This window comes from Thauera aromatica (assembly GCF_023093595.1).
GTDB lineage: Bacteria > Pseudomonadota > Gammaproteobacteria > Burkholderiales > Rhodocyclaceae > Thauera > Thauera aromatica_A.
Genome location: NZ_JALLIK010000107.1, coordinates 162,246 through 182,600 on the forward strand (window position 1 = coordinate 162,246; position 20,355 = coordinate 182,600).

The 20,355-nt window shown below is 69.6% G+C and carries 12 protein-coding genes; 6 read left to right on the top strand and 6 right to left on the bottom strand.

Annotated elements, in window-relative coordinates:
• The first annotated feature begins 17 nt into the window (after window positions 1-17).
• Window positions 18-1,451, top strand: a complete 1,434-nt coding sequence (gene cls, locus MXC99_RS13450; RefSeq protein ID WP_247725940.1) for a cardiolipin synthase — start codon at window positions 18-20, stop codon at window positions 1,449-1,451.
• Window positions 1,452-1,501: 50 nt separating this feature from the next.
• On the opposite strand, the gene MXC99_RS13455 is transcribed toward cls, so the two are convergent.
• The 5 genes from MXC99_RS13455 to MXC99_RS13475 form a co-directional block, all read right to left on the bottom strand.
• A complete protein-coding gene (locus MXC99_RS13455; RefSeq protein ID WP_247725941.1) occupies window positions 1,502-2,203 on the bottom strand; it encodes a VIT1/CCC1 transporter family protein in 702 nt (233 codons plus the stop codon).
• 141 nt (window positions 2,204-2,344) lie between these two features.
• Window positions 2,345-11,296 (bottom strand): GH36-type glycosyl hydrolase domain-containing protein, encoded by an 8,952-nt coding sequence (locus MXC99_RS13460; protein ID WP_348772100.1) that lies wholly within the window; start codon window positions 11,294-11,296, stop codon window positions 2,345-2,347.
• A 3-nt stretch (window positions 11,297-11,299) separates the two neighbouring features.
• Complete coding sequence (locus MXC99_RS13465; RefSeq protein ID WP_247725942.1) at window positions 11,300-11,614, bottom strand: BON domain-containing protein; 315 nt, start codon at window positions 11,612-11,614, stop codon at window positions 11,300-11,302.
• A 93-nt stretch (window positions 11,615-11,707) separates the two neighbouring features.
• Window positions 11,708-11,968 (bottom strand): hypothetical protein, encoded by a 261-nt coding sequence (locus tag MXC99_RS13470; RefSeq protein WP_247725943.1) that lies wholly within the window; start codon window positions 11,966-11,968, stop codon window positions 11,708-11,710.
• Between the two features lie 25 nt (window positions 11,969-11,993).
• Window positions 11,994-12,209 carry a glycine zipper 2TM domain-containing protein gene (locus tag MXC99_RS13475; RefSeq protein WP_247725944.1) on the bottom strand — a complete coding sequence of 72 codons (216 nt, stop codon included), beginning with the start codon at window positions 12,207-12,209 and terminating at the stop codon, window positions 11,994-11,996.
• A 518-nt stretch (window positions 12,210-12,727) separates the two neighbouring features.
• On the opposite strand from MXC99_RS13475, the gene nhaA reads away from it, so the two are divergent.
• Window positions 12,728-14,071: a Na+/H+ antiporter NhaA gene (gene nhaA / locus MXC99_RS13480; protein WP_247725945.1), complete on the top strand. Its 1,344-nt coding sequence runs from the start codon at window positions 12,728-12,730 to the stop codon at window positions 14,069-14,071.
• Window positions 14,072-14,107: 36 nt separating this feature from the next.
• On the opposite strand, the gene boxC is transcribed toward nhaA, so the two are convergent.
• Entirely contained in the window at window positions 14,108-15,766 is a 1,659-nt protein-coding gene (gene boxC, locus MXC99_RS13485; RefSeq protein ID WP_247725946.1) for a 2,3-epoxybenzoyl-CoA dihydrolase, read from the bottom strand.
• Between the two features lie 225 nt (window positions 15,767-15,991).
• On the opposite strand from boxC, the gene prfB reads away from it, so the two are divergent.
• The 4 genes from prfB to trmA all read left to right on the top strand — a co-directional run bounded on the left by prfB (window position 15,992) and on the right by trmA (window position 20,351).
• Window positions 15,992-17,096 (top strand): peptide chain release factor 2 gene (prfB, locus tag MXC99_RS13490; RefSeq protein ID WP_247725947.1). Its coding sequence is split into 2 segments (ribosomal slippage): window positions 15,992-16,072 and window positions 16,074-17,096, totalling 1,104 coding nucleotides; the frame shifts between segments, so codons are not numbered across the junction.
• Window positions 17,097-17,197: 101 nt separating this feature from the next.
• Complete coding sequence (locus MXC99_RS13495; RefSeq protein WP_247725948.1) at window positions 17,198-18,520, top strand: hypothetical protein; 1,323 nt, start codon at window positions 17,198-17,200, stop codon at window positions 18,518-18,520.
• Between the two features lie 27 nt (window positions 18,521-18,547).
• The gene (locus MXC99_RS13500; protein WP_247725949.1) at window positions 18,548-19,258 is read left to right on the top strand and encodes a hypothetical protein; all 711 of its coding nucleotides are present in this window, start codon (window positions 18,548-18,550) and stop codon (window positions 19,256-19,258) included.
• Between the two features lie 4 nt (window positions 19,259-19,262).
• Window positions 19,263-20,351: a tRNA (uridine(54)-C5)-methyltransferase TrmA gene (gene trmA / locus MXC99_RS13505; protein WP_247725950.1), complete on the top strand. Its 1,089-nt coding sequence runs from the start codon at window positions 19,263-19,265 to the stop codon at window positions 20,349-20,351.
• The last annotated feature ends 4 nt before the right edge of the window (window positions 20,352-20,355 follow it).

Genomic DNA, 20,355 nt, shown 5'->3' on the forward strand with positions numbered 1-20,355 from the left:
AGATGACTGATCCGATCGTGAAACGCAATCTGCTCCACCCGCGGCCCGCAATGGCAGGCGGGCCGCGCGCGCTGGCCCGGCGCACGGGCGGGCTCCCGGCGATGAGCGCGGCGTTGGTACTGGCGGCCTGCAGTTCACTGCCGGTGATCGTGCCCGACATGGCGCTCCCGGCGGCGCCGGTGCAGATCGACGGACCCCACAGACCACTCTCGGCGGCACGCAGCCGCGAGATCCTGGCTCGCCTGCAGCGCGACAACACGGCCGGCGACATCTTCGAGCGCCACCTCGCGGTCGAGCAGGCCGTCTCCGACAGCCCGCTGCTGGCCGGCAATCGCGTCCGCCTGCTGGAGGACGGCCCCGACGTCTACCGCGCCATGATCTCGGCGATCGGGGCGGCGCGCGACCACATCAACATGGAAACCTACATCTTCGAGGCCGACGAGGTAGGGCAGCGCTTTGCCGACGCGCTGATCGCCAAGCAGCAGCAAGGGGTGCAGGTGAACCTGATCTACGACAGCGTCGGCACCCTCGACACGCCGGCCGAGTTCCTTCAGCGCCTGCGTGACAGCGGTGTGCACACGCTGGAGTTCAACCCGGTCAATCCGCTGGCGGCCAAGGCAGGGTGGGCGGTCAACCAGCGCGATCACCGCAAGCTGCTAATCGTCGACGGCCGGACGGCATTTCTCGGCGGCATCAACATCAGCAGCGTTTACTCGGGCGGCTCGTTCAGCCGGCACTCGAAGCGCCGCCCGGACGGCGCACTGCCCTGGCGCGACACCGATCTGCAACTCGATGGCCCGGTGGTGGCGGAATTCCAGAAGCTGTTCCTCGATACCTGGCAAAGGCAAAAGGGCGAACCGCTGGCGCAGCGCAAGTACTTTCCGCCGCTACCGCCGCAGGGCAAGGAGGTCGTGCGCGCCATCGGCAGTTCGCCCGACGATGCCTTCAGCCTGATCTATGTGACCCTGCTGTCGGCGATCAACAGCGCCGAAACCGAGGTTCTGCTGACCAACGCCTACTTCGTGCCCGACCCGCAATTGCTCGGCGCGCTGAAGGACGCCGTATCGCGCGGGGTCGACGTCCGCCTGGTGCTGCCGGGCACCACCGATTCGGCGCTGGTGTTCCATGCCGGGCGCTCTTACTACGACGAGTTGTTGCGCAGCGGGGTGAAGATCTTCGAGCGGCGCAAGGCGCTGATGCACGCCAAGACCGCCCTGATCGACGGCGTGTGGTCGACGGTGGGCTCGACCAATCTCGACTGGCGCAGCTTCCTGCATAACGAGGAAGTGAACGCGGTCGTGCTGGGCACGGCATTCGGCGAGCGCATGCGCGCCGCGTTCGAACGCGACATCGCGGACTCCGAGCAGATCACCCTCGAACAATGGCGGCGGCGTTCGCTCGACCTGCGTGTGAAGGAGCTGTTCGGCCGGCTCTGGCAATACTGGTTGTGAGCATGGCGTGCGGCCTCGCCCCGGAACCGGCCCGGCAGAGGCGCCGGCGCTCAGGCGAGCGCGCCGAACAGCGCCCCTGCAGCCGCGGTGATCGCCATCGCCAGGGCTCCCCACACGGTGAGCCGCCACGCCCCCCTCAGCACGCTCGCGCCCCCCACGCGCGCCGCGACCGCCCCCAGCAGGGCGAGGAAGGCGAGCGAGGTCGCGGCCACCGACGGAATCAGGTTTTGCATCGGCGTCAGCGCGGTCACGCCCAGCGGCAGCGCGGCACCGACCGAAAAGCTCGCCGCCGAAGCCAGGGCGGCCTGGAGCGGCCGTGCGCCAAGCGCATCGGTGATGCCGAGTTCATCGCGCGCATGGGCGCCGAGCGCATCGTGCGCCATCAGCTGCCCGGCAACCCGCTGCGCCAAGTCCGGGTCGAGCCCCCGAGCGACATAGATGGCGGCAAGCTCGCGCTGTTCCGCCACGGGGTCGGCCTCCAGCTCGGCATGTTCGCGCGACAGGTCGGCCTTTTCGGTGTCGGCCTGCGAATGCACCGAAACATACTCGCCGGCCGCCATCGACATCGCCCCTGCCACCAGCCCGGCGACGCCCGCCACCAGGATGCTCTCCTTGCCGGCGCTGGCCGCCGCGACGCCGAGCACCAGGCTGGCGGTGGAAACGATGCCGTCGTTGGCGCCGAGCACGCCGGCGCGCAGCCAGCCGACGCGCTCGGTCCGGTGGTGCTCGCGGTGGCGGCGTAGCGATCTCATGGGCTCGGTCTCCGGGAGTCGATGTGCGCGTCCGGCGACGAAACCGCTCGGCAGCACGCCACAACACTACATGCCGGCGCCGCCCCTGTCGATTGGCCGCGGCTCTTACGGCGAGCGCACCACGGCAAGGCCGCGCCCCGTTCAGTCTGGCCGCGGCAGCGCCTGCAGCAGCGCCACCTCGACCCGATGTTCGCGGCCGTCATCCGTAAGCGCGATCACTCCGTCGGCTCGCAGCACGCCGTCGAGCCTGACCTGCATCGCCGCACCCGCTTCCGCGTCGCCGGCGACAGCGCGCCGGACGGTGATGTAATACATCGTTTCCCCGTAGCGGTAATGGATGCCGAACCCCGGCCACTGCGCCGGCAGGCAGGGGGCGAAACGCAGCGCTCCGCCCGCGCGCCGGAGCCCCAGCAGCGACTCCGTGACGAGCCGGTACATCCAGCCGGCCGAGCCGGTGTACCAGCTCCATCCGCCGCGGCCGACGTGCGGCGCGAGGGCATAGACGTCGGCGGCAACGACGTAGGGTTCGATCTTGTAGGTCGCCACGCCCGGCGCCGAGCGCGCGTGGTTCACCGGGTTGATGATGCGCAGCAGTTCCCACGCACGCTCGCCTTCGCCGAGTTCGGCGAGGGCCATCGCCGCCCAGATCGCCCCATGAGTGTATTGGCCGCCATTCTCCCTGACCCCCGGCAGGTAGCCGCGGATGTAGCCGGGGTCCAGCTCCGACGTGTCGAAGGGCGGCCCGAGCAGCTGCACGATCCCATCCTCGCGCCGCACGAGGTGCGCGTCGACCGCCCGCATCGCGGTGCGCGACCGCGCATCGTCGCCGGCCCCGGAGAGCACCGACCAGCTCTGCGAGATCGAATCGATCCGGCATTCGGCGTTGGCTGCCGAACCGAGCGGCGTGCCGTCGTCGAACCAGGCGCGGCGATACCACTCACCATCCCAGCCCTGCGCCTCGATGCGCCGGCGCAATCCCGCCCCTTCGCCCCGGCAGAGCGCGGCGAAGTCGGCATCGCCGTGCGCCTGCGCCAGCGCGGCGAAGCGCCTGAGCACCTCATGCAGGAAGAAGCCGAGCCACACGCTTTCGCCCTTGCCCTCGATCCCGACGAGGTTCATGCCGTCGTTCCAGTCGCCCGAACCGATCAGCGGCAGGCCACGCTCGCCGAAGCGCAGGCCGTGGCGGATGGCGCGCACGCAGTGCTCGTAGAGGCTGGCGACGTCGGCCGAACGCGCCGGCAGGTCGTAGTAGGAATCCTCCTCCGGCTTCACCGGGCGGCCTTCCAGGAAGGGCGTCCGTTCCTCGAGCACGGCGCGGTCGCCGGTCGTGTGCACATAGCGGCACACCGCCAGCGGCAGCCACAGGTAGTCGTCCGAGCATTGCGTGCGCACGCCGCGGCCTACCGGCGGATGCCACCAGTGCTGCACGTCACCCTCCTGGAACTGGCGGCTCGCGCACAGCAGCAGGTGTTCGCGCACCAGCCCGGGCTCGGCGTGGACGAGCGCCATCACGTCCTGCAACTGATCGCGGAAACCGAACGCGCCGCCCGACTGGTAATAGCCGCTGCGCGCCCATACGCGACAGGCTAGGGTCTGGTACAGCAGCCAGCCATTGGCGAGCACATCGACCGCGGGCTCGGGGGTTTCCACTTGCACCGCGCCGAGGGTGCGATGCCACTGCTGCCGCACCGCTTCGAGCGCCGCCGCCGCGGCCGCGGCGCCACGAAAGCGCCGCACGAGGCGGCCGGCGTCGCCGGCGTCGCGGCCGACGCCGAGGCGGAACACGATCTCGCGCGCCTGTCCCACGGCCAGGTCGACGCCGACCTGGATCGCCGCGCACGGGTCCAGCCCCGCCCCCAGCTTGCCGGACAGGCGCGCGCGCCGCAGGGCAGCCGGACTGCGCAGGCTGCCGTTGCGCCCGAGGAACTCGCGCCGGTCGCCGCTGAGCTTGCGCGTCGGTTCATCGACGTCGAAGAAAGCCACCCGCTCGGCAAACTCGCCATTGAACGGATTGCGCGCGCACAGCGCGCCGCTCCCGGCGTCGAGCTCGGTGCTGACGTGCATGGCCGATTTCGCCCGCAGATCGCCCAGCACCCACTCGACGTAAGCGGTCACAGACAACCGCCGCGGCCGCCCCGATTCATTGCGCACCTTCAGCAGCGAGAACTTGACCGCGGCATCGGCAGCGACGTACACCCACAGTTCCGAGGCGATGCCGTGCGCCCGCGTCTCGAACACGCTGTAGCCGAAACCGTGACGGACGACATAGGGCACGGCGGCAGGCGCCGGCAGAGGCGTCGGCGACCAGAACTCGCCGCTCTCTTCGTCGCGCAGGTAGAGCGCTTCGCCGCCCGAATCGCCGACCGGGTCGTTGTTCCACGGCGTGAGGCGGAACTCGTGCGCGTTCTCGCTCCAGGTGTAGGCTCCGCCGCTCTCCGAGACGACCGTGCCGAAGGACGGATTCGCCAGCACATTCACCCAGGGCGCGGGGGCGAGCTGGCCCGGCGCCAGTCCAATGACGTACTCGCGGCCATCGGCGCTGAATCCGCCGAGCCCGTTGCACAGGATCAGATCACCCGGTAGCGACGCCCCCACCGGCGGGGGCATCGGATCGACGGGCCGGCTCGGCCTGAACGCCGGTTCGTGCACTTTCGCGGGCGGCCGGTGGTCGAGTTGCTCGGCGAGTGTACCGCGCTCGTCGGTGATCACGACACGCGCCACCGCCTGCAGCAGCACCCGATCCTCGTTGGCGATCTGCTCGGCCAGGCGCACGAAGACCCCGCCCGGCCGGTCGATCACGCTCGTCCCGATGCCCGAAACGAGCAGGCCCATGATCTGCTCCTGCAGGTGCTGGCGGTAACCGGCGTGCTCCTCGTTCCAGATCACCAGGTCCACCGCCAGCCCTTTCATATGCCAGTAGGCATGGGCCTTCACGAGCTGGCGCACGAGATCGATATTGGCCGCGTCGCCGATCTGCAGCAGCACGATCGGCAGATCACCCGAGATGGCGTAGCCCCACAGCCCGGACTGGCCGCGGCGGTTGCCGATGAGCACCGCGACATCAGCACGCAAGGCGGCGTCGGCGAAGATCACGCTGCTCGCCAGGCGGGCGTGGAGCAGCGCTTCGGCTTCGCTGGTGTCGATCTGACGCAACACCACCTGGCTGTGGGTCCACGACATGTCGAAGACCCGGTCCGCACGATGCCGGTCCTGGTACTTGTCGATCAGGCACTCGGCCCGCTCGCGGCTATCGGCGATGCCCGAGACGACATCGATCATGGCTGACTGCTCCGGATTGAGGGTGAGGACACAGCGGATCGCAACGATCGGGTCGAGCACCGAGCCCTCGCTGTCGGACAGCGGCCCCGGTTCGCGCATCGCCCGCGGCGCGGCGGCGCTGCCGCCGCGGCCGATGAAGCGCAGGCGGTCGCTCTCGTAGGACAGGGCGCCGGGGGCCGCTCCCTCGATAGCGCCGCGCACTGCCATCAGGTGCAGCATCCAGGGCGCCCGCTCGCCGCGCGAGCGCGGCCGGCGGGTGCACAGGATGGCATGACGTTCGCGCACGATCTCGGTGTGGACGAAGAGCTTGCTGAAGGCCGGGTGGAGGGCGTCCGCCGCCGGCGGCGCGATCACCACCTCGGCGTAGGTCGTCAGCTCGATCTGGCGGCGCTGGCGCGAGCGGTTGGTGATGCGGACCCGGCGCAGCTCGATATCGTCCTCGGGCGAGACCGCGATCTCGGTATAGGTCTCGATTTCGCCCCCGCCCGTACTCCCTTCGGCGCCGCCCGCGTCCTCCCCCTGTTCGCCACCCCTGCCGCCCTCGCCGCCCAGGGTGTCGCGGCGGCGGAACTCGACCCGCCCCTCGGAGAAGATCGCCTCGTAGCACGCCGCACGCTTGAGCGTCGGTTGGTGGGCGGTCGACCAGAACTGCCCGCTCGCCACGTCACGCACGTAACAGAAGGCGCCCCAGTCGTCGCAGGTGCCGTCCTCGCGCCAGCGCGTGACGGCAAGCTCTTTCCAGCGGCTGTAGCCGCCCCCGGCATGGGTCAGCATCACGTGGTAGCGGCCGTTGGACAGCAGCTGGACTTCCGGGGTCGGGGTGTCGGCACGATCGAAGCTGCGGACCGGCAGTTCGGCGGGCGCCGCCGCCGAATGCATGTCCGAGAGCTGCGCGGTATGCGGGAACAAGGCCGTCGCCCGTGGAATCCGCTCCTGCAGCAGCAGCATCACCGCCTGGAACTGCCGATCCGATGCGAACCGACGCTGCATCGGCCGATCCAGCAGGACGAAGGCCAGCGCGAGCAGGCTCATGCCCTGGTGATGGGCCATGAAGGAGCGCACCACCACGCTCGCCTGCCCGCGCCGCTGCCGTGCGGGGGTGTAGTCGACGGCCTCGAACAGGCCGAACCGGCCCATCAGCCCGGCATCGCCGAGCCGCTGCAGGTTCACGCAGGCCGCCTCGGGCGCCACCATCAGCGCCAGCGCCGACGCATAGGGCGCGACGACGAGGTCGTCGGCGAGGCCGCGCTTGAGCCCCAGGCCCGGCACGCCGAAGGCGCGGTACTGGTAGTTCAGCTGGACGTCGACCGCGTTGTAGGCGGACTCGGAAATGCCCCACGGCACGCCGCGCTGCCGCCCGTACTCGATCTGCCTCGCCACTGCCGCCTTGCAGGTGCGGTCGAGCAGTGTGTTGTCGTAGCCCGGCATCACCAAGAGCGGCATCAGGTACTCGAACATCGACCCGGACCACGACAGCAGCACCGGCTCACCGGTGCTGCCGGTCAGCAAGCGCCCCAGCGCGAACCAGCTTTCCTGCGGCAGCCGGCCCTGCGCGATGGCGACGAAGGCGCTCAAGCGCGCCTCCGAGGCGAGCAGGTCGTAGTAGCTGGCATCGGCCCGCCCCTCGGTGACGTTGTAGCCGATGGCGAGCAGATGGCGCGTGGGATCGAACAGGAATTCGTACTCCATCTGCGCCAGCGCGCCGGCCTGCCGCGCCAGGCTTTCGATCGCCGCCAGGCGCGCCCTGGCACGGGCACTGCCCTCGGCGACCTGGCGGTGAAGCTCGCCGAGCCAGACGCGCTGCGCGGTGTCCGTCGCGGCCTCGAGCCGGCGGCCGATGGCCGGACACCACTCCCGGTCCAGGCCCGCGAGGGCGCGCAGGCTCGGAATCGGCGCCTCGAGGACGAAATCGTCGCCCCCCGCCGCAGCATCGTCCGCCGCCCCGACCGGTGCCGACTGCAGCGCCAGCCACGGCGCGAGGAAATCGACTTCTTCCAGCGCCTCACTGCACTGGCGGACGAGCGCCTGGGCCCAGTCGTTCGGTTCGCTGTCGGGCGCGTGCCCTTCCCTGACCAGGAGGCTGTCTGCCGGCAGGGGAACGAGTTCGGCGGCGGCCGTCGCCAGCCGCAGCAGGGCCGGGCGCAACGCCGCCAGGGTGCCCACCGGCGCCGCGGCCGCGGACGCCAGTTCCCGCCTGAACGCCGCCAGCGGTTCGGCCGCGATGCCGTCCGCATCGGCGACGATGGCGAAGGTGTCGCTCAGGCCGTCGACCAGGCGCGCCGGCAGGATGGGGTCGTCGGCCAGCGCGAGCAGGCCCGCGCGCAGGGTGAGGAGGTGACCGGCAAGATTGCCGCTGTCCACCGTCGAGATGTAGAGCGGCGGCAGCGGCAGCAGCGTGTGCGTGTCGTACCAGTTGTAGAAGTGGCCGCGGTGGCGCGCCAGCATGCCCATTGTGCGCAAGGTGTTCGCGGTGCGCTCGGCGAGCCGGCCGACCGTCAGGTAACCGAAGTCGTAGGCGGACAGGTTCGCCAGCAGCGCCAGGCCGATATTGGTGGGCGAGGTGCGATGCGCGACCCGGGCGACGCGGTACTCCTGGAAGTTGTCCGGCGGGAGCCAATGGTCCTCCGCGCCGACGAAGGTGTCGAAGAAGGCCCAGGTCCGGCGTGACAGCCCATGCAGGAAGAGCTTCTGCCCGGCCGTCAGCCGCGCCGAGCGGCGCACCAGCGGCCGGCTGATCCACCACGCGAGCGCGGGCGAGGCGAGCCACAGCAGCAGCACCGGCGCCGCCACGCCCACACCGGCCGGGTTCGCCACCGCCACAAGCGTCGCCCCGCCGGCGGCGACGGCGGGAGCGACCCACATCATGCGCAAGAACGCGGCCAGGTCGCTGCAGCCCCGCCCGGCGAGGGCGCGTTCGACCTCACCCGACGGCTTCCATTCCAGCAGCCGCCGGTGCGTCACCCCCATGCGCCAGACCGTGCGCACGATCGCATCCAGGCTGAACAACGCCTCGTACGGCAGGCAGGCGAACTCGAACCCGAGCTGGGTGAAGCGGCGCGCGGCCGAGTGCGCGACCGCGGCGAGATGCTGGCGCAGCAGCACCTCCTCCGCCTTGCGCAGCAGTTCGACGGCCAGGGTGCACAAGGCCGGCAGCAGCAGGATGCCGATCACGGACAGGGTCCATGGCCATGCCGGTGACAGCAGCGTCCATCCCGACAGCAGCAGCAGGACCAGCGCCGCCGGTACGAGCCCGCGCCGCAGGTTGTCGAGCAGCTTCCATTGCGACAGCGCCGACAGCGGATTCCGCTCCAGGCGCGCGCCCGGCACCGCATGTTCGCCGGCGCGCTGGCAGGGCACCTTGCGCCCCAGCCACCCTGCCAGCTGCCAGTCGCCGCGCAGCCAGCGATAGCGCCGGCTGACGTCGGCGCCATACGCGGCCGGGTAGTCCTCGTACAGCGGCACGTCGCTCAACAGCCCGGAGCGCGCGTAGCAGCCTTCGAGCAGGTCGTGGCTGAGAATCCGATTGTCGGGGAAGCGCCCGCCCACGGCCTGCTCGAAGGCATCGACGTCGTAGATGCCCTTGCCGATGAACGAGCCCTCACCGAAGACGTCCTGATAGACATCCGACACCGCGCGCGTGTAGGGGTCGATGCCCGGCTCGCCGCCGTACAGGCGCGCGTAGTGCGAACGATTGGACCCCGGCAGGCTCACCGCCACCGCCGGTTGCAGGATGCCGTAGCCATCGACGACGCGGCGCACCGCGGCGTCGTAGCGGGGCCGGTTCAGCGGGTGCGCCATGGCGCCGACCAGCTGACGCGCCGCATCGCGCGGCAGTTGCGTATCGGTGTCCAGGGTGATGACGAACTTCACCGCGGACAGGCTCGCCGTGTCCCCGACCACGAGCGCAAAGCCCGCCCCGGCGGCAGACGCGCCGCCACGCAGCAGCGCGTTCAGCTCTTCCAGCTTGCCGCGCTTGCGCTCGTGGCCCATCCACACCCCTTCCTGCGGGTTCCAGCGCCGCGGGCGGTGGAAGAGGAAGAAGATATCGCCCACGCGGCTGCCCCGCTCGCCGTACTTCCGGTTCAGCGCCTCGATCCTCGTCCGCGCCAGCCGCACCAGCGCCCCGTCCTCGGGAAGGGTCTCGCGGGGCGCGTCCAGCAGGTCGGTCAGCAGGCCGAAGTGCAGGCTGTCGTCACGGTTGGCGAGAAAGCGCACTTCCAGGGCCTCGATCAGGTCCTCGACGTTCTCCGCACTCGTGAGCATGGTCGGCACCACCACCAGCGTGCGCCAGCGGGGCGGAATGCCGGTGGAGAAATCCATCCGCGGCAGCGGGTGCGGTGGCACCAGCAGGGTGGCCAGCCAGTTCGTCAGCGCCACGCCCGGGTGGCTCGCCGCCAGCAGGGCCAGAAGGCCGAGCGGCAGCAGCGTCCAGGCAGGCATCGCGGCGAGCACCGGCGCGGCCTGCAGCTGTTGCAGCAAGCCGGCGCCGATGAAGGCGGTGATCAGGGCGATGGCGCCCAGGTAGAACGCCAGCGGAAAGCGTGCGCCGACACGGCGCACGACCGCAGCGCTGGACGTGCGCGCCGCGGCCGCCCGTTCGAGCGCGGGCAACCCCTGGTCGATCAGGTAATAGCCGACGTGCGCCGCACGATCGGCGGCGGCGACGGAAGTGTCGACCGCCACGCCCGCGCGTGCCAGCTCGACCGCCTTGCGCGCCACCTCGCCTTCGGTCAGTGCGGATCGCCTGGCGATCGCCTCCACCGCATGGCGGTAGCGGTCGCGGGTGGCAAAATCCATGCTGCCGTAGATGCCGGCCGGATCCTCGCGCAGCGCCAGCTCGACCACGCTCATGGTCTCGACGAAGGCGCGCCAGTCCATCGCCCCCAGCAGCCGCAGGCTGCCGATGCTGTTGCTGATCGAGACCTGATCGGCGGCCTGCTGCTGGTTCTCGAACTGAATCGACTGTTCGATCGACAGGCCCGCCTCGGCGAGTTGCTGCTCGATCCAGGACAGGGGCAGGGCCAGCGCGGGACCGCGGTGCTGCACGCGACGCACCAGTTCGGCGACGAAGGTGCAGCTCATTGGCGGGTGCGAACGCGCCATGTCCGCGATCACCAGGATCAGGCTCTTCGGGTCCGTCTCGACCGTGTGCGTCATCCGGTCCGCCCAGCCATCGGCCAGCTCGCGCTCCACGCAGCCGGCAGCGATCCGCACGCTGGCGCGACGCAGGTTCTCGATCAGCGCCAGCCGCAGCATGATCGGGATCGCCCACAGTTCGCCCAGCTTCAGGGCGGTAACGGTCTGGTAGGCGAGGACGACGCAGCTCAGGCTTTCGGCATCGACCCGGCCATCGCCGTGGGCGACGGTCTCGAGCGCAATGTCGTAGACGCGCGGCAACCCCGCCGACGGCCCGGGCCCCAAGTGGGGCAGTTCGCGGCTGTAGCCCTTCGGCAGATGGCGCCGGGCGGTGCGGATCTGTTCTTCGATGAGATAGAAGTTGTCGAGCAGCCACTCTCCGGCCGGCGTGATCCGGCGGTTCTCGGTGACCGCCGTGGTCAGCAGCCGGGAGGCGTCGACCAGCGCCTGCTCGTTTGCGGCCAGTCGATCCAGCAGGCGATCCGGCGCGCGCCCCGGCGCCAGCCGATGCGAAGCCGCCAGTGCGCGGCCATGCTGCGCCATCTGGTCGCTGCTGAACAACTCCGCGCGCAGCGGCGGCTCTTCGTCGGGTCGATCCGGCTGCGGCATGACAGCGGCGAAGAAGGCCCCGCGCCCGGCGCCGGGCATGCGCTCCGGCGCCGGGCGCGGGGCAAGCATCGCTTACTTGAGCCGCATGTCGTTCTTGACCGATTTCACGCCACGGACGCCGCGCGCCACCTCGATCGCCTTGTTGATGTCGGCCTGCGAATTGACGAAGCCACTGAGCTGAACCACGCCCTTGAAGGTCTCGACGTTGATTTCGGCGACCTTGAGGCTGGGCTCATCGAGGATCGCCGCCTTGACCTTGCCGGTGATCACACTGTCGTCGATGTATTCGCCGATGCCCTCCTGCTTCGGCGTGGATGAACAGCCGACCGCGGTGACCAGGGTCAGGGCGAGGAAGAACGCGGAAAGATACTTGCCAAACTGAGTCATGACGGATACCTCCAAATGCGGTTGAAACAGAGCTTGCAGCGGCTGCGTCCGGTCGACAGAGGACGAAGCTGCGGGACGACGCCTCGCGCCGATCTATTTCTTCGCGTCCTTTGCCGCGTCCTGGATCGCTTCACCGGCCTTCTCGACCTGCTCGCCGGCCTTGTCGATCGCCTTGTCGACTTCCTTGCCGGCCTGTTCCGCCGGACCTTCCTGCTTCTGGCAGCCCGCCACGGACACCCCGAGCACGGCACTGGCGATCAATGCGGCAGTGATGCTTTTTCCGAACCTGAACATGACATTCTCCTGATCGCCGACGAGTCCTGCCGCGATGCGCCGGGCGGCCTGCGCCGGCACCTCGCGGCCTGCTCCTCACGCGGCGCTATTTGCCGACTTCGTGCCCGATGACGCCGCCCACCGCGGCCCCCCCGACGGTGCCGACAGCGCTGCCACCGGTCAGGACGGCCCCCCCGACGGCACCGATGCCGGCGCCCATCGCCGTGCTCTTGTCCTGCGCCGACATACCGGCACACCCCCCGAGGGCGAGCAGCATCGCTGCCGCAAGCACGCCGGAAGAAAATCTACGTATCGTTCTCATGACATCACCCCTTCATCTGACCATCCAGGAAGTGATGCCTTGGCAATGCGCGCCGGTCATGCACTCCATCCGCCCACTTCACGCGACTCTCGACCGCCATGCATGGCGTGTGTCGAAGATCCTGCGCCTGTCGGCCCGGACACCGCCAAACTATTCGGAAGCACCTCTGCCGTCTGTTTGCTGACGCACATAGGGGCCCCTTGTCGCGCACGGCAAGGCATCGGCCGAGATTCCCGAGCACGGTGAAGAAGGCTCAAGCGCTCGTAACTAGCGAAAAAACCTCAAGCGGGTCTTTAATGAAAGGCTCAGCCCGCTCCCCGCGAAGCGGTTACGCTGAACGGGGACTTTTTTTGGAGGCATGATCATGAGCACAGCCGCTCCGGCCGGACCCGAACTGGGCACGCCCAGCGCGCCCCGGCACGGTCGGGACGCGCCGGGACGGATCGGGGGGCGCCGGAAGACGCCGCGCGGCGCTCTTCCTCCGTCGTCCCCGCACCAACGCCCTGGCGCTGCGTGCGATGTCTGAAGAGCGCGACACCCCCCGGGATCTCGTTCGATTGCCGATGGAATTCGGCGACAGGCTGACAAGACCGTTCGCGCGGTTCTTGCGCATCGAAGTGGCCGGGGGCGCCGTCCTGTTGCTGTTCACCCTTGCCGCCCTCGTGCTATCGAATTCCCCCTGGGCCCACACCTACCTGGAAGCCTGGGAGACGCGAGTCGGCGTTCACGTCGGAGGGTTCGAGTACGCCCGTTCGTTGAAAGACTGGATCAACGACGGACTCATGACCTTGTTCTTTTTTCTGGTCGCGCTGGAATTGAAGCGGGAACTCGTCCTGGGCGAACTCAAGAACCCCCGCATCGCCGCGCTGTCGATTTCGGCCGCCCTCGGGGGCATGCTGGTGCCTGCCGGCCTGTATCTGCTGCTGCAGTGGGATCAACCGGGGGAGCGCGGCTGGGGCACCGTGATGGCCACCGATACGGCATTCGTCATCGGCTGCCTGGCGCTCCTGGGGTCGCGCATCCCGCACAACCTGCGCGTGTTCATGCTCTCGCTCGCGATCGTGGACGACATCGGCGCCATTCTTGTCGTGGCGATCGGCTACAGCAGCCAGATTGACTGGAGTGCACTCGCGCTGGGGGCACTGAGCCTCGCCCTCGTGCGCGTATTGGCACTGGCCGGTTTCCGCGGCTTTCCGGTCTACTTTCTGGCCGGCGGTTTGAGCTGGTTCGCCGTGGATGCCTCCGGGATCCACGCCACGATCACCGGGGTGGTACTCGGCTTGATGACCCCCGCCCGCCGATGGGTCAGCGACGAGCGTCTGTACGCAATCCTGAGTCAAGTCGTCGCCCATCCGGCCGACGGCAACAACGGTGGCCACACACCGGACCGTAACACCTTGCAGGCGGCCGAAGTCGCGGCCCGCGAAACGCTGTCGCCGGTCGAACGCCTGGAACTCGCGCTGCACCCGTGGGTCGGCTTCGTCATCATGCCGCTCTTCGCATTGGCCAACGCCGGTTTGCCGCTGTCCTGGGCCGATCTCGGCAATCCCGTCACGCTGGCGGTATTCGTCGGATTCGCGCTCGGCAAGCCGGTGGGCATCCTGGCGTTCAGTTGGCTGGCAGTGCGTCTCGGCATCGCGCTGCGCCCGCCGGATCTGGCCTGGGGCTTGCTCGCCGGCGGCGGCCTGCTCGCCGGAATCGGATTCACGATGGCCCTCTTCATCGCCAACCTGGCCTTCGCAGCGAGCCTGGTCGACAGCGCCAAACTGGGGATCTTCGTCGCATCCGTGGTTTCGGCCTTGGCCGGGCTCGCCTTGTTGACCTGGATGGCACCGAGCCGGAAACAGCCTCGCGTGAATTGACCCGGTGGACTCGCGCGGGGCCGCACGAGGCTCCGCTCAAGTCCGCCTCCAGTCGAAGCGCGCCGTCCTGCCCGAACCGAACAGCTTCAGCGCACCGTTCTCGCCGACCGCGTTGGGGCGGCTGAAGATCCAGTTCTGCCACGCCGACAGGCGGCCGAAGATGCGCGTGTCCATGGTCTCGGTGATGCCGAAGCGCAGGTTGGCCTCCAGCCCGGTGAGCGCATCGGGCGACAGGCTGGCGCGCTCCTCGCAGGCGATGCGCACTTCGTCGGCCCAGTCGAGGTCGTCCGGGATCGCCGTCACCAGGCCCAGCGCCATCGCCTCGGCCGCGCTGAGCAGCTCGCCCTTGCGCGCCTTCACCGCGGCCACCGGGCCCTCTTCCTGGTAGAAGCGGGCGGCGATGCGCGACAGGCCGTTGACCATCGGCAGGGGGCCGAAATTCATCGCCGTGAGGCCGATGCGGTTGGCGCCGTCCTCGTCGTCGCGCAGGTAGCTGCGGTCGGCGGCAAGCGCGATCTCGAGCAGGGTGCCGGCAAAGCACGAGCCCGGCTCGATCAGCGCGTAGAGGCTGCGCGAGGACACGTCCAGGCGCGCCAGGGTGCGGCGCAGCATGCCGATCGTCTCGCGCACGAACCAGTGCTGCTGGTGGGCGACGAGGGTGGCGTCGATGTCCATCACGACTTCGGCATCGCCTTCGGTGCGCAGCCGCCACAGGCCGATGTCGAGGTGGTTGGTGCGCAGGTTGAGGATCGCGTCGTCGAGTTCGCGCGCCATCTTCAGCGGCCACCAGTCGGCGCCCTGGGCTTCGATTTCGGCAACCGTGGTCGCGGTGACGGCGGCCGGGGCGCGCACGGTCAGGGTCGCGCTGCGGGCGGCGGCGTCGATCGCGGCATCGACGAATTCGTAGTGGTAGCCGGCGTCGTGGTTGGCGGCGACCTCGACGCTGCGCTCGAGGCTCGGCAAGGCCACCCCCCTGGCGCCGGCGGGGCGGTCGGCGCCGGCGGCGAGCGTCTTCGCGCGTTCGGCGATGTGGGCGGCAAACCGGCTGCGCCTGACCACCGCATCGACCAGGCGCCACGCCACCGCGCGCTTGCCGCGCACGCCTTCGAAAGTGGTGCAGAAGATGTCGGCGTGGTCGCGGCGGACCTTGCGCTTGTCGGTCATGCGGACGATGCCGCCGGTGCCGCTGAGCATCCCCAGCAGTACGAGTTCGGGCAGCGATACCACCGAGTTGCGGTCGTCGACGAGGATGATCTCGTCGCAGGCGAGCGCCAGCTCGTAGCCGCCGCCGGCGGTGGTGCCGTTGCACGCGGCGATGAACTTGAGGCCGGAATGCTGGCTGGCGTCCTCGATGCCGTTGCGGGTCTCGCTGGAAAACCGGCACAGGTTCGCGACCCAGGCCGCCGAAGAGGCCCCCAGCATCTGGATGTTGGCGCCGGAACAGAAGATTCTCGGCTTGCCCGAGGTGAGCACCACGCTGCGGACCGCGGGATGCTCGAAGCGGATGCGCTGCAGCGCGTCGTGCAGTTCGATGTCGACGCCGAGGTCGTAGGAGTTGAGCTTGAGCCTGTAGCCCGGGCGGATGCCGCCGTCCTCGTCGACGTCCAGAGTCAGCGTGGCCACTTCGCCATCGATCGCGAGCGACCAGTGCCGGTAGCGCGATGGATCGGTGCGGTAATCGACGGCGTCCGCCATCCCTGCCCATGCTGCATCCACTGTCACCCCCGTCTTCCGCCCGAACGGCCGCCCTCGACCCGCATCCGGGGCCGGCCATCTTCATCGCCCCGAGTCGCAAGCCGCCCTGCTTCTACAACATAGACCAGGGCGATACCCCGTGCCGGGGGCGCGCGATCGCCCGTCCGGCGCCGCCCGCCCCCGGGTATAATGCGCGGTTTCCCAGATTCCGCCGGAGCCGCCGCCATGGAAGCCGAACGCCAGAACGCCATCGCCGAAAAACTCGCCGACCTCGCCGCCCGCGGTCGCGAACTACGGAGGTATCTTTGACTACGATGTGAAAGCATCGAAGCTCGAAGAAGTCAATCGCGCGCTGGAAGACCCGGCGGTGTGGAACAACGCCGAGCGCGCCCAGGAGCTGGGCAAGGAAAAGCGCCAGCTCGAAGACGTGGTGCTGACGCTGCAGAACATCGACGCGCAGTCGCGTGATCTCAAGGATCTCTTTGAGCTCGCCGAAGCCGAGGACGACGACGACACCTTCGAGGCGGTCGAGACCGACCTCGGCGCGCTGGCCGCGGAAGTCGAGAAGCTCGAGTTCCGCCGCATGTTCGGCAACCCGATGGACCCCAACAACTGCTTCATCGAAATCCAGGCCGGCGCCGGCGGCACCGAGGCCCAGGACTGGGCCGGGATGCTCGAGCGCATGTACCTGCGCTACGGCGAGAAGAAGGGTTTCGCCGTCGAGCTGATGGAAGAGACCGAAGGCGAAGTCGCCGGCATCAAGAACTGCACGATCAAGCTCAGCGGCGACTACGCCTACGGCTACCTGCGCACCGAGACCGGCATCCACCGCCTGGTGCGCAAGTCGCCCTTCGACTCCAACGCCCGCCGCCACACCAGCTTCACCTCGGTGTTCGTGTACCCGGAAGTGGACGATTCGATCGAGATCGACATCAACCCGGCCGACCTGCGCATCGACACCTACCGCGCCTCGGGCGCCGGCGGCCAGCACATCAACAAGACCGACTCCGCGGTGCGCATCACCCACGAGCCGACCGGCATCGTCGTGCAGTGCCAGAACGACCGCTCGCAGCACAAGAACAAGGCCGAGGCGATGTCGATGCTGAAGGCACGCCTGTACGAGCTCGAGCTGCGCAAGCGCCAGGCCGAGCAGCAAAAGCTCGAAGACTCCAAGAGCGACATCGGCTGGGGTCACCAGATCCGCAGCTACGTCCTCGACCAGTCGCGCATCAAGGACCTGCGCACCAACTACGAAGTCGGCAACACCCAGGCGGTGCTCGACGGCGACCTCGACGACTTCATCGCGGCGAGCCTGAAGCAGGGCGTCTGATCCGCCGGGGCCGACCTTGAAGGCGGGCGAAGCATCGGTTCCGCCGGCTCCCACCCCCACCCGCCTGCGGCGCCCGATCTGCCCAGGCGCCGGTACTGACGATGACCGACCCCATCCTCTCCGACTTCCTCGCCCCCGGCGTCGACGCCGACGAAGTGCCCGAGCTGGCGGCGCTGGCGTCGGCGCGCCCGCTGCTCGACGCTTTCATCACGCTGTTCCGCGGCACCGAGGCCGAGGTGCTGATGCGCCTTCTGGTGCTGCGCGAAATCGGCCGCGAGGCGGATTCACCGCGCTGGCCACCCGAAGCGCTGCGCGCGCGCTTCACCTACCTCGATCCGGTCAAGTTCGAGACCGTGTTGAAGCGCCTGCGCGACAACGCCTTGCTGGCGATCGGCGAGGACGGCCACTACGCGCTCTCCGACATCGGACGCAACGCGGTGGCGGCAATCGCGATGCTGCTGCGTTTCGGCGCGGAAGAGGACGCCGAGCTCGGCTTTCTCACCGCTCAGCTCGCCGGCCTGCAGGCGGTGGGCGGCATCACCCCCGAAGCGCTCGGCCATCTGCTGTCCAAGCTCAACGACCTCACCTGGCACTTCGAGGAAGCGATCGCCTCCGGCTCGGAGTTCCGCATCCTCGATGCCCGTCGCCGCTTGTCGGCCAACGGGCGCTGGCTGGCACGCGGCACCGACTTGCTCAACACGCTGCTCGCCGATCCCGAAGTCGATTTCGACATCGCCCGCATCGCCCAGCGCATCGGGCTCGCCCAGTCGCGGCTGGCACGGGTGGATGCCGCGTTCCAGCGCGCGCTCAACAAGATCGAAGCGCAGCGCGTCACCCTCGGCGCCTCCGGCGTCTCGTCCTCGGACGTCGCGGCCTGGCTGCGCAGCCTGGAGGCCGGCGCGATTTCCGGCCTGGCGGCGGCAGCCATTGCCGCGGTGCCCGAACTGCCGCTGCTCGCCGGCGGCCATGAACTGCTCGACCGCGCCGAGGCCCAGCTCGAAGGCGGCCCGCCCGCCACCGAAGCCGATACCCGCCTGCCGCCCCCTGGCGACGCCAGGGCAGAAGTCGCGCTGCAGAGCGAAGACCTGCGCCTGCTCGAACACTTCACCGACCGCCTCGCAGCGCTGCCCGAACCGCAGTCGCTGCACCGCGTCGTCGCCGGCGGCGGCTTCGCCCTGGCGAGCTACCGCCTGTCGCTGCTCGCCCTGCTCGCCGACGGTGCCCGGGGCGGCCCGGAAGACGGTCCGGAAGACGGCCCGGTCGGCACGTTCATGCGCCTGCCGGTGGATATCGAGTTCGGCGACACGCTGACCGCGGTCGGCGCGGACGAAATCGCCGCCATCACGCAGGGCGAAGCACGCCCACGCACGCCTGCGCCGGCCTCCGCGCCCCCCGTGGCCAGCGCACCGGCCGCCCGGGCCTGAGCCCGCCCTTTCCGGATCACGCCCCCCATGGAATACGAACTCAAAACCCTCACCGCCCGCCTGCTCGCCCAGCGCTGGCTGCCACGCGGCGACCGCCTGGTGCGGCGCGCGCTGGTGGACGAGACCTTCCGCCACGAACTCGACCGGAGGCTGGCCGACGTCGGCCTGCGCCTGCTCGACAACCCCTACGCCGCCCACGTCGGCGTCGCCCTGCAGCCCGAACTGGCCGAGCCCGTGTTCGGCGCCGGGCGCGAGTACGCCGCCAGCAACCTGGGCCTGACCCGCGACGAGATCGCCCTGCTGGTGATCCTCTGGGCGCTGATCGTGCTGCCCAAGCGCGAGCGCCAGGTCACCCGCCGCGAGCTGGTCGACGACGGCCAGAGCGACCTCTTCGGCAGCGACAAGCCGGTGGCGCACGGCGAGTCGGTCTCGGGCACGCTCACCGAGGCCTCGCTGATCGCCGACTTCGGCCCCCGCCTGGGCGGGCGCACCAAGATGCGCAATTTCATGCTCGGCAAGCTCGCCCGCCTCGGCTTCATCGAACGCCGCAACGGCCTGATCAGCGAAGGCCCGCTGCTCGACCTCGCGCTCGACTACCGGGTGATGGCCGACCGCATCATCCACGGCACCCTGGGCGAGATCCTCGACGCCGCCGGCCATCCGCTGCCCGAGCACAATGCCTTCGAACTCGCCGAGGCCTTGCCCGACGAGGCCGAAGCGATGGACGAGGAGCGCTGAAGCCATGCCCCTGCCCGTCATCGACCCCGCCCGCTACGACGAACAGCTCGCCGCCAAGCTCGCACGCTACCGTGCCGATTTCGCCGGACTCGGCCTGCCCGAACCGGCGGTCTTCCGCTCCGCACCGCTGCACTACCGCCTGCGCGCCGAGTTCCGCCTGTGGCATCACGACGGCCGCATCGACTACGCAATGTTCGACAGCGCCGAGCCGAAGCAGCCCATCCTGCTCGACACCTTCGCCGCCGTCGCCGAGCCGATCGCCAAGCTCATGCCGCGGCTGCGCGACGCGCTCCAGGCCAGCGAGCCGCTGCGGCGCAGGATCTTTCAGGTCGAGTTCCTCGCCACCCTGAGCGGCGAATGCCTGGTGAGCCTGGTCTACCACCGCCCGCTCGACGAGGCCTGGGAGGCCGCCGCGCGCACGCTCGCCGCCGCGCTCGACATCCAGCTCATCGGCCGCAGCCGCAAGCAGAAGATCGTGCTCGAGCGCGACTGGGTGCAGGAGGTGCTCGAGGTCGACGGCCTTCGCCTGCGCTACCAGCAGGTCGAGGGCAGCTTCACCCAGCCCAACGGCGGCGTGAACCAGCATATGCTGGCCTGGGCGCGCGCGCAGGCGAAGGGCCTGGGAGGGGATCTGCTCGAGCTCTACTGCGGCAACGGCAACTTCACCGTGGCGCTGGCACCGCGGTTCGGCCGCGTGCTCGCGACCGAAATGAGCAAGACCTCGGTGCGCGCCGCCCACACCAACCTCGCCGACAACAATGTGGCCAACGTGACCCTGGTGCGGATGGCGAGCGAGGAGATCAGCGACGCCCTCGCCGGCGGGCGCGAATACCGCCGCATGCAGGGGGTGGATCCGGCCGGCTACCGCTTTTCCACGCTGTTCGTCGACCCGCCGCGCGCCGGGCTGGACGAAGGCACGATCGCGCTGGCGAAAGGCTTCGACAACCTTCTCTACATCTCCTGCAACCCGGACACGCTGCACGCCAACGTCGCCGCCCTCGCCGCCACCCACCGCATCGCCGCGGCGGCGGCGTTCGACCAGTTCCCCTACACCCACCACCTCGAGTGCGGGCTGCTGCTGCAGCGGCGCTGAACAC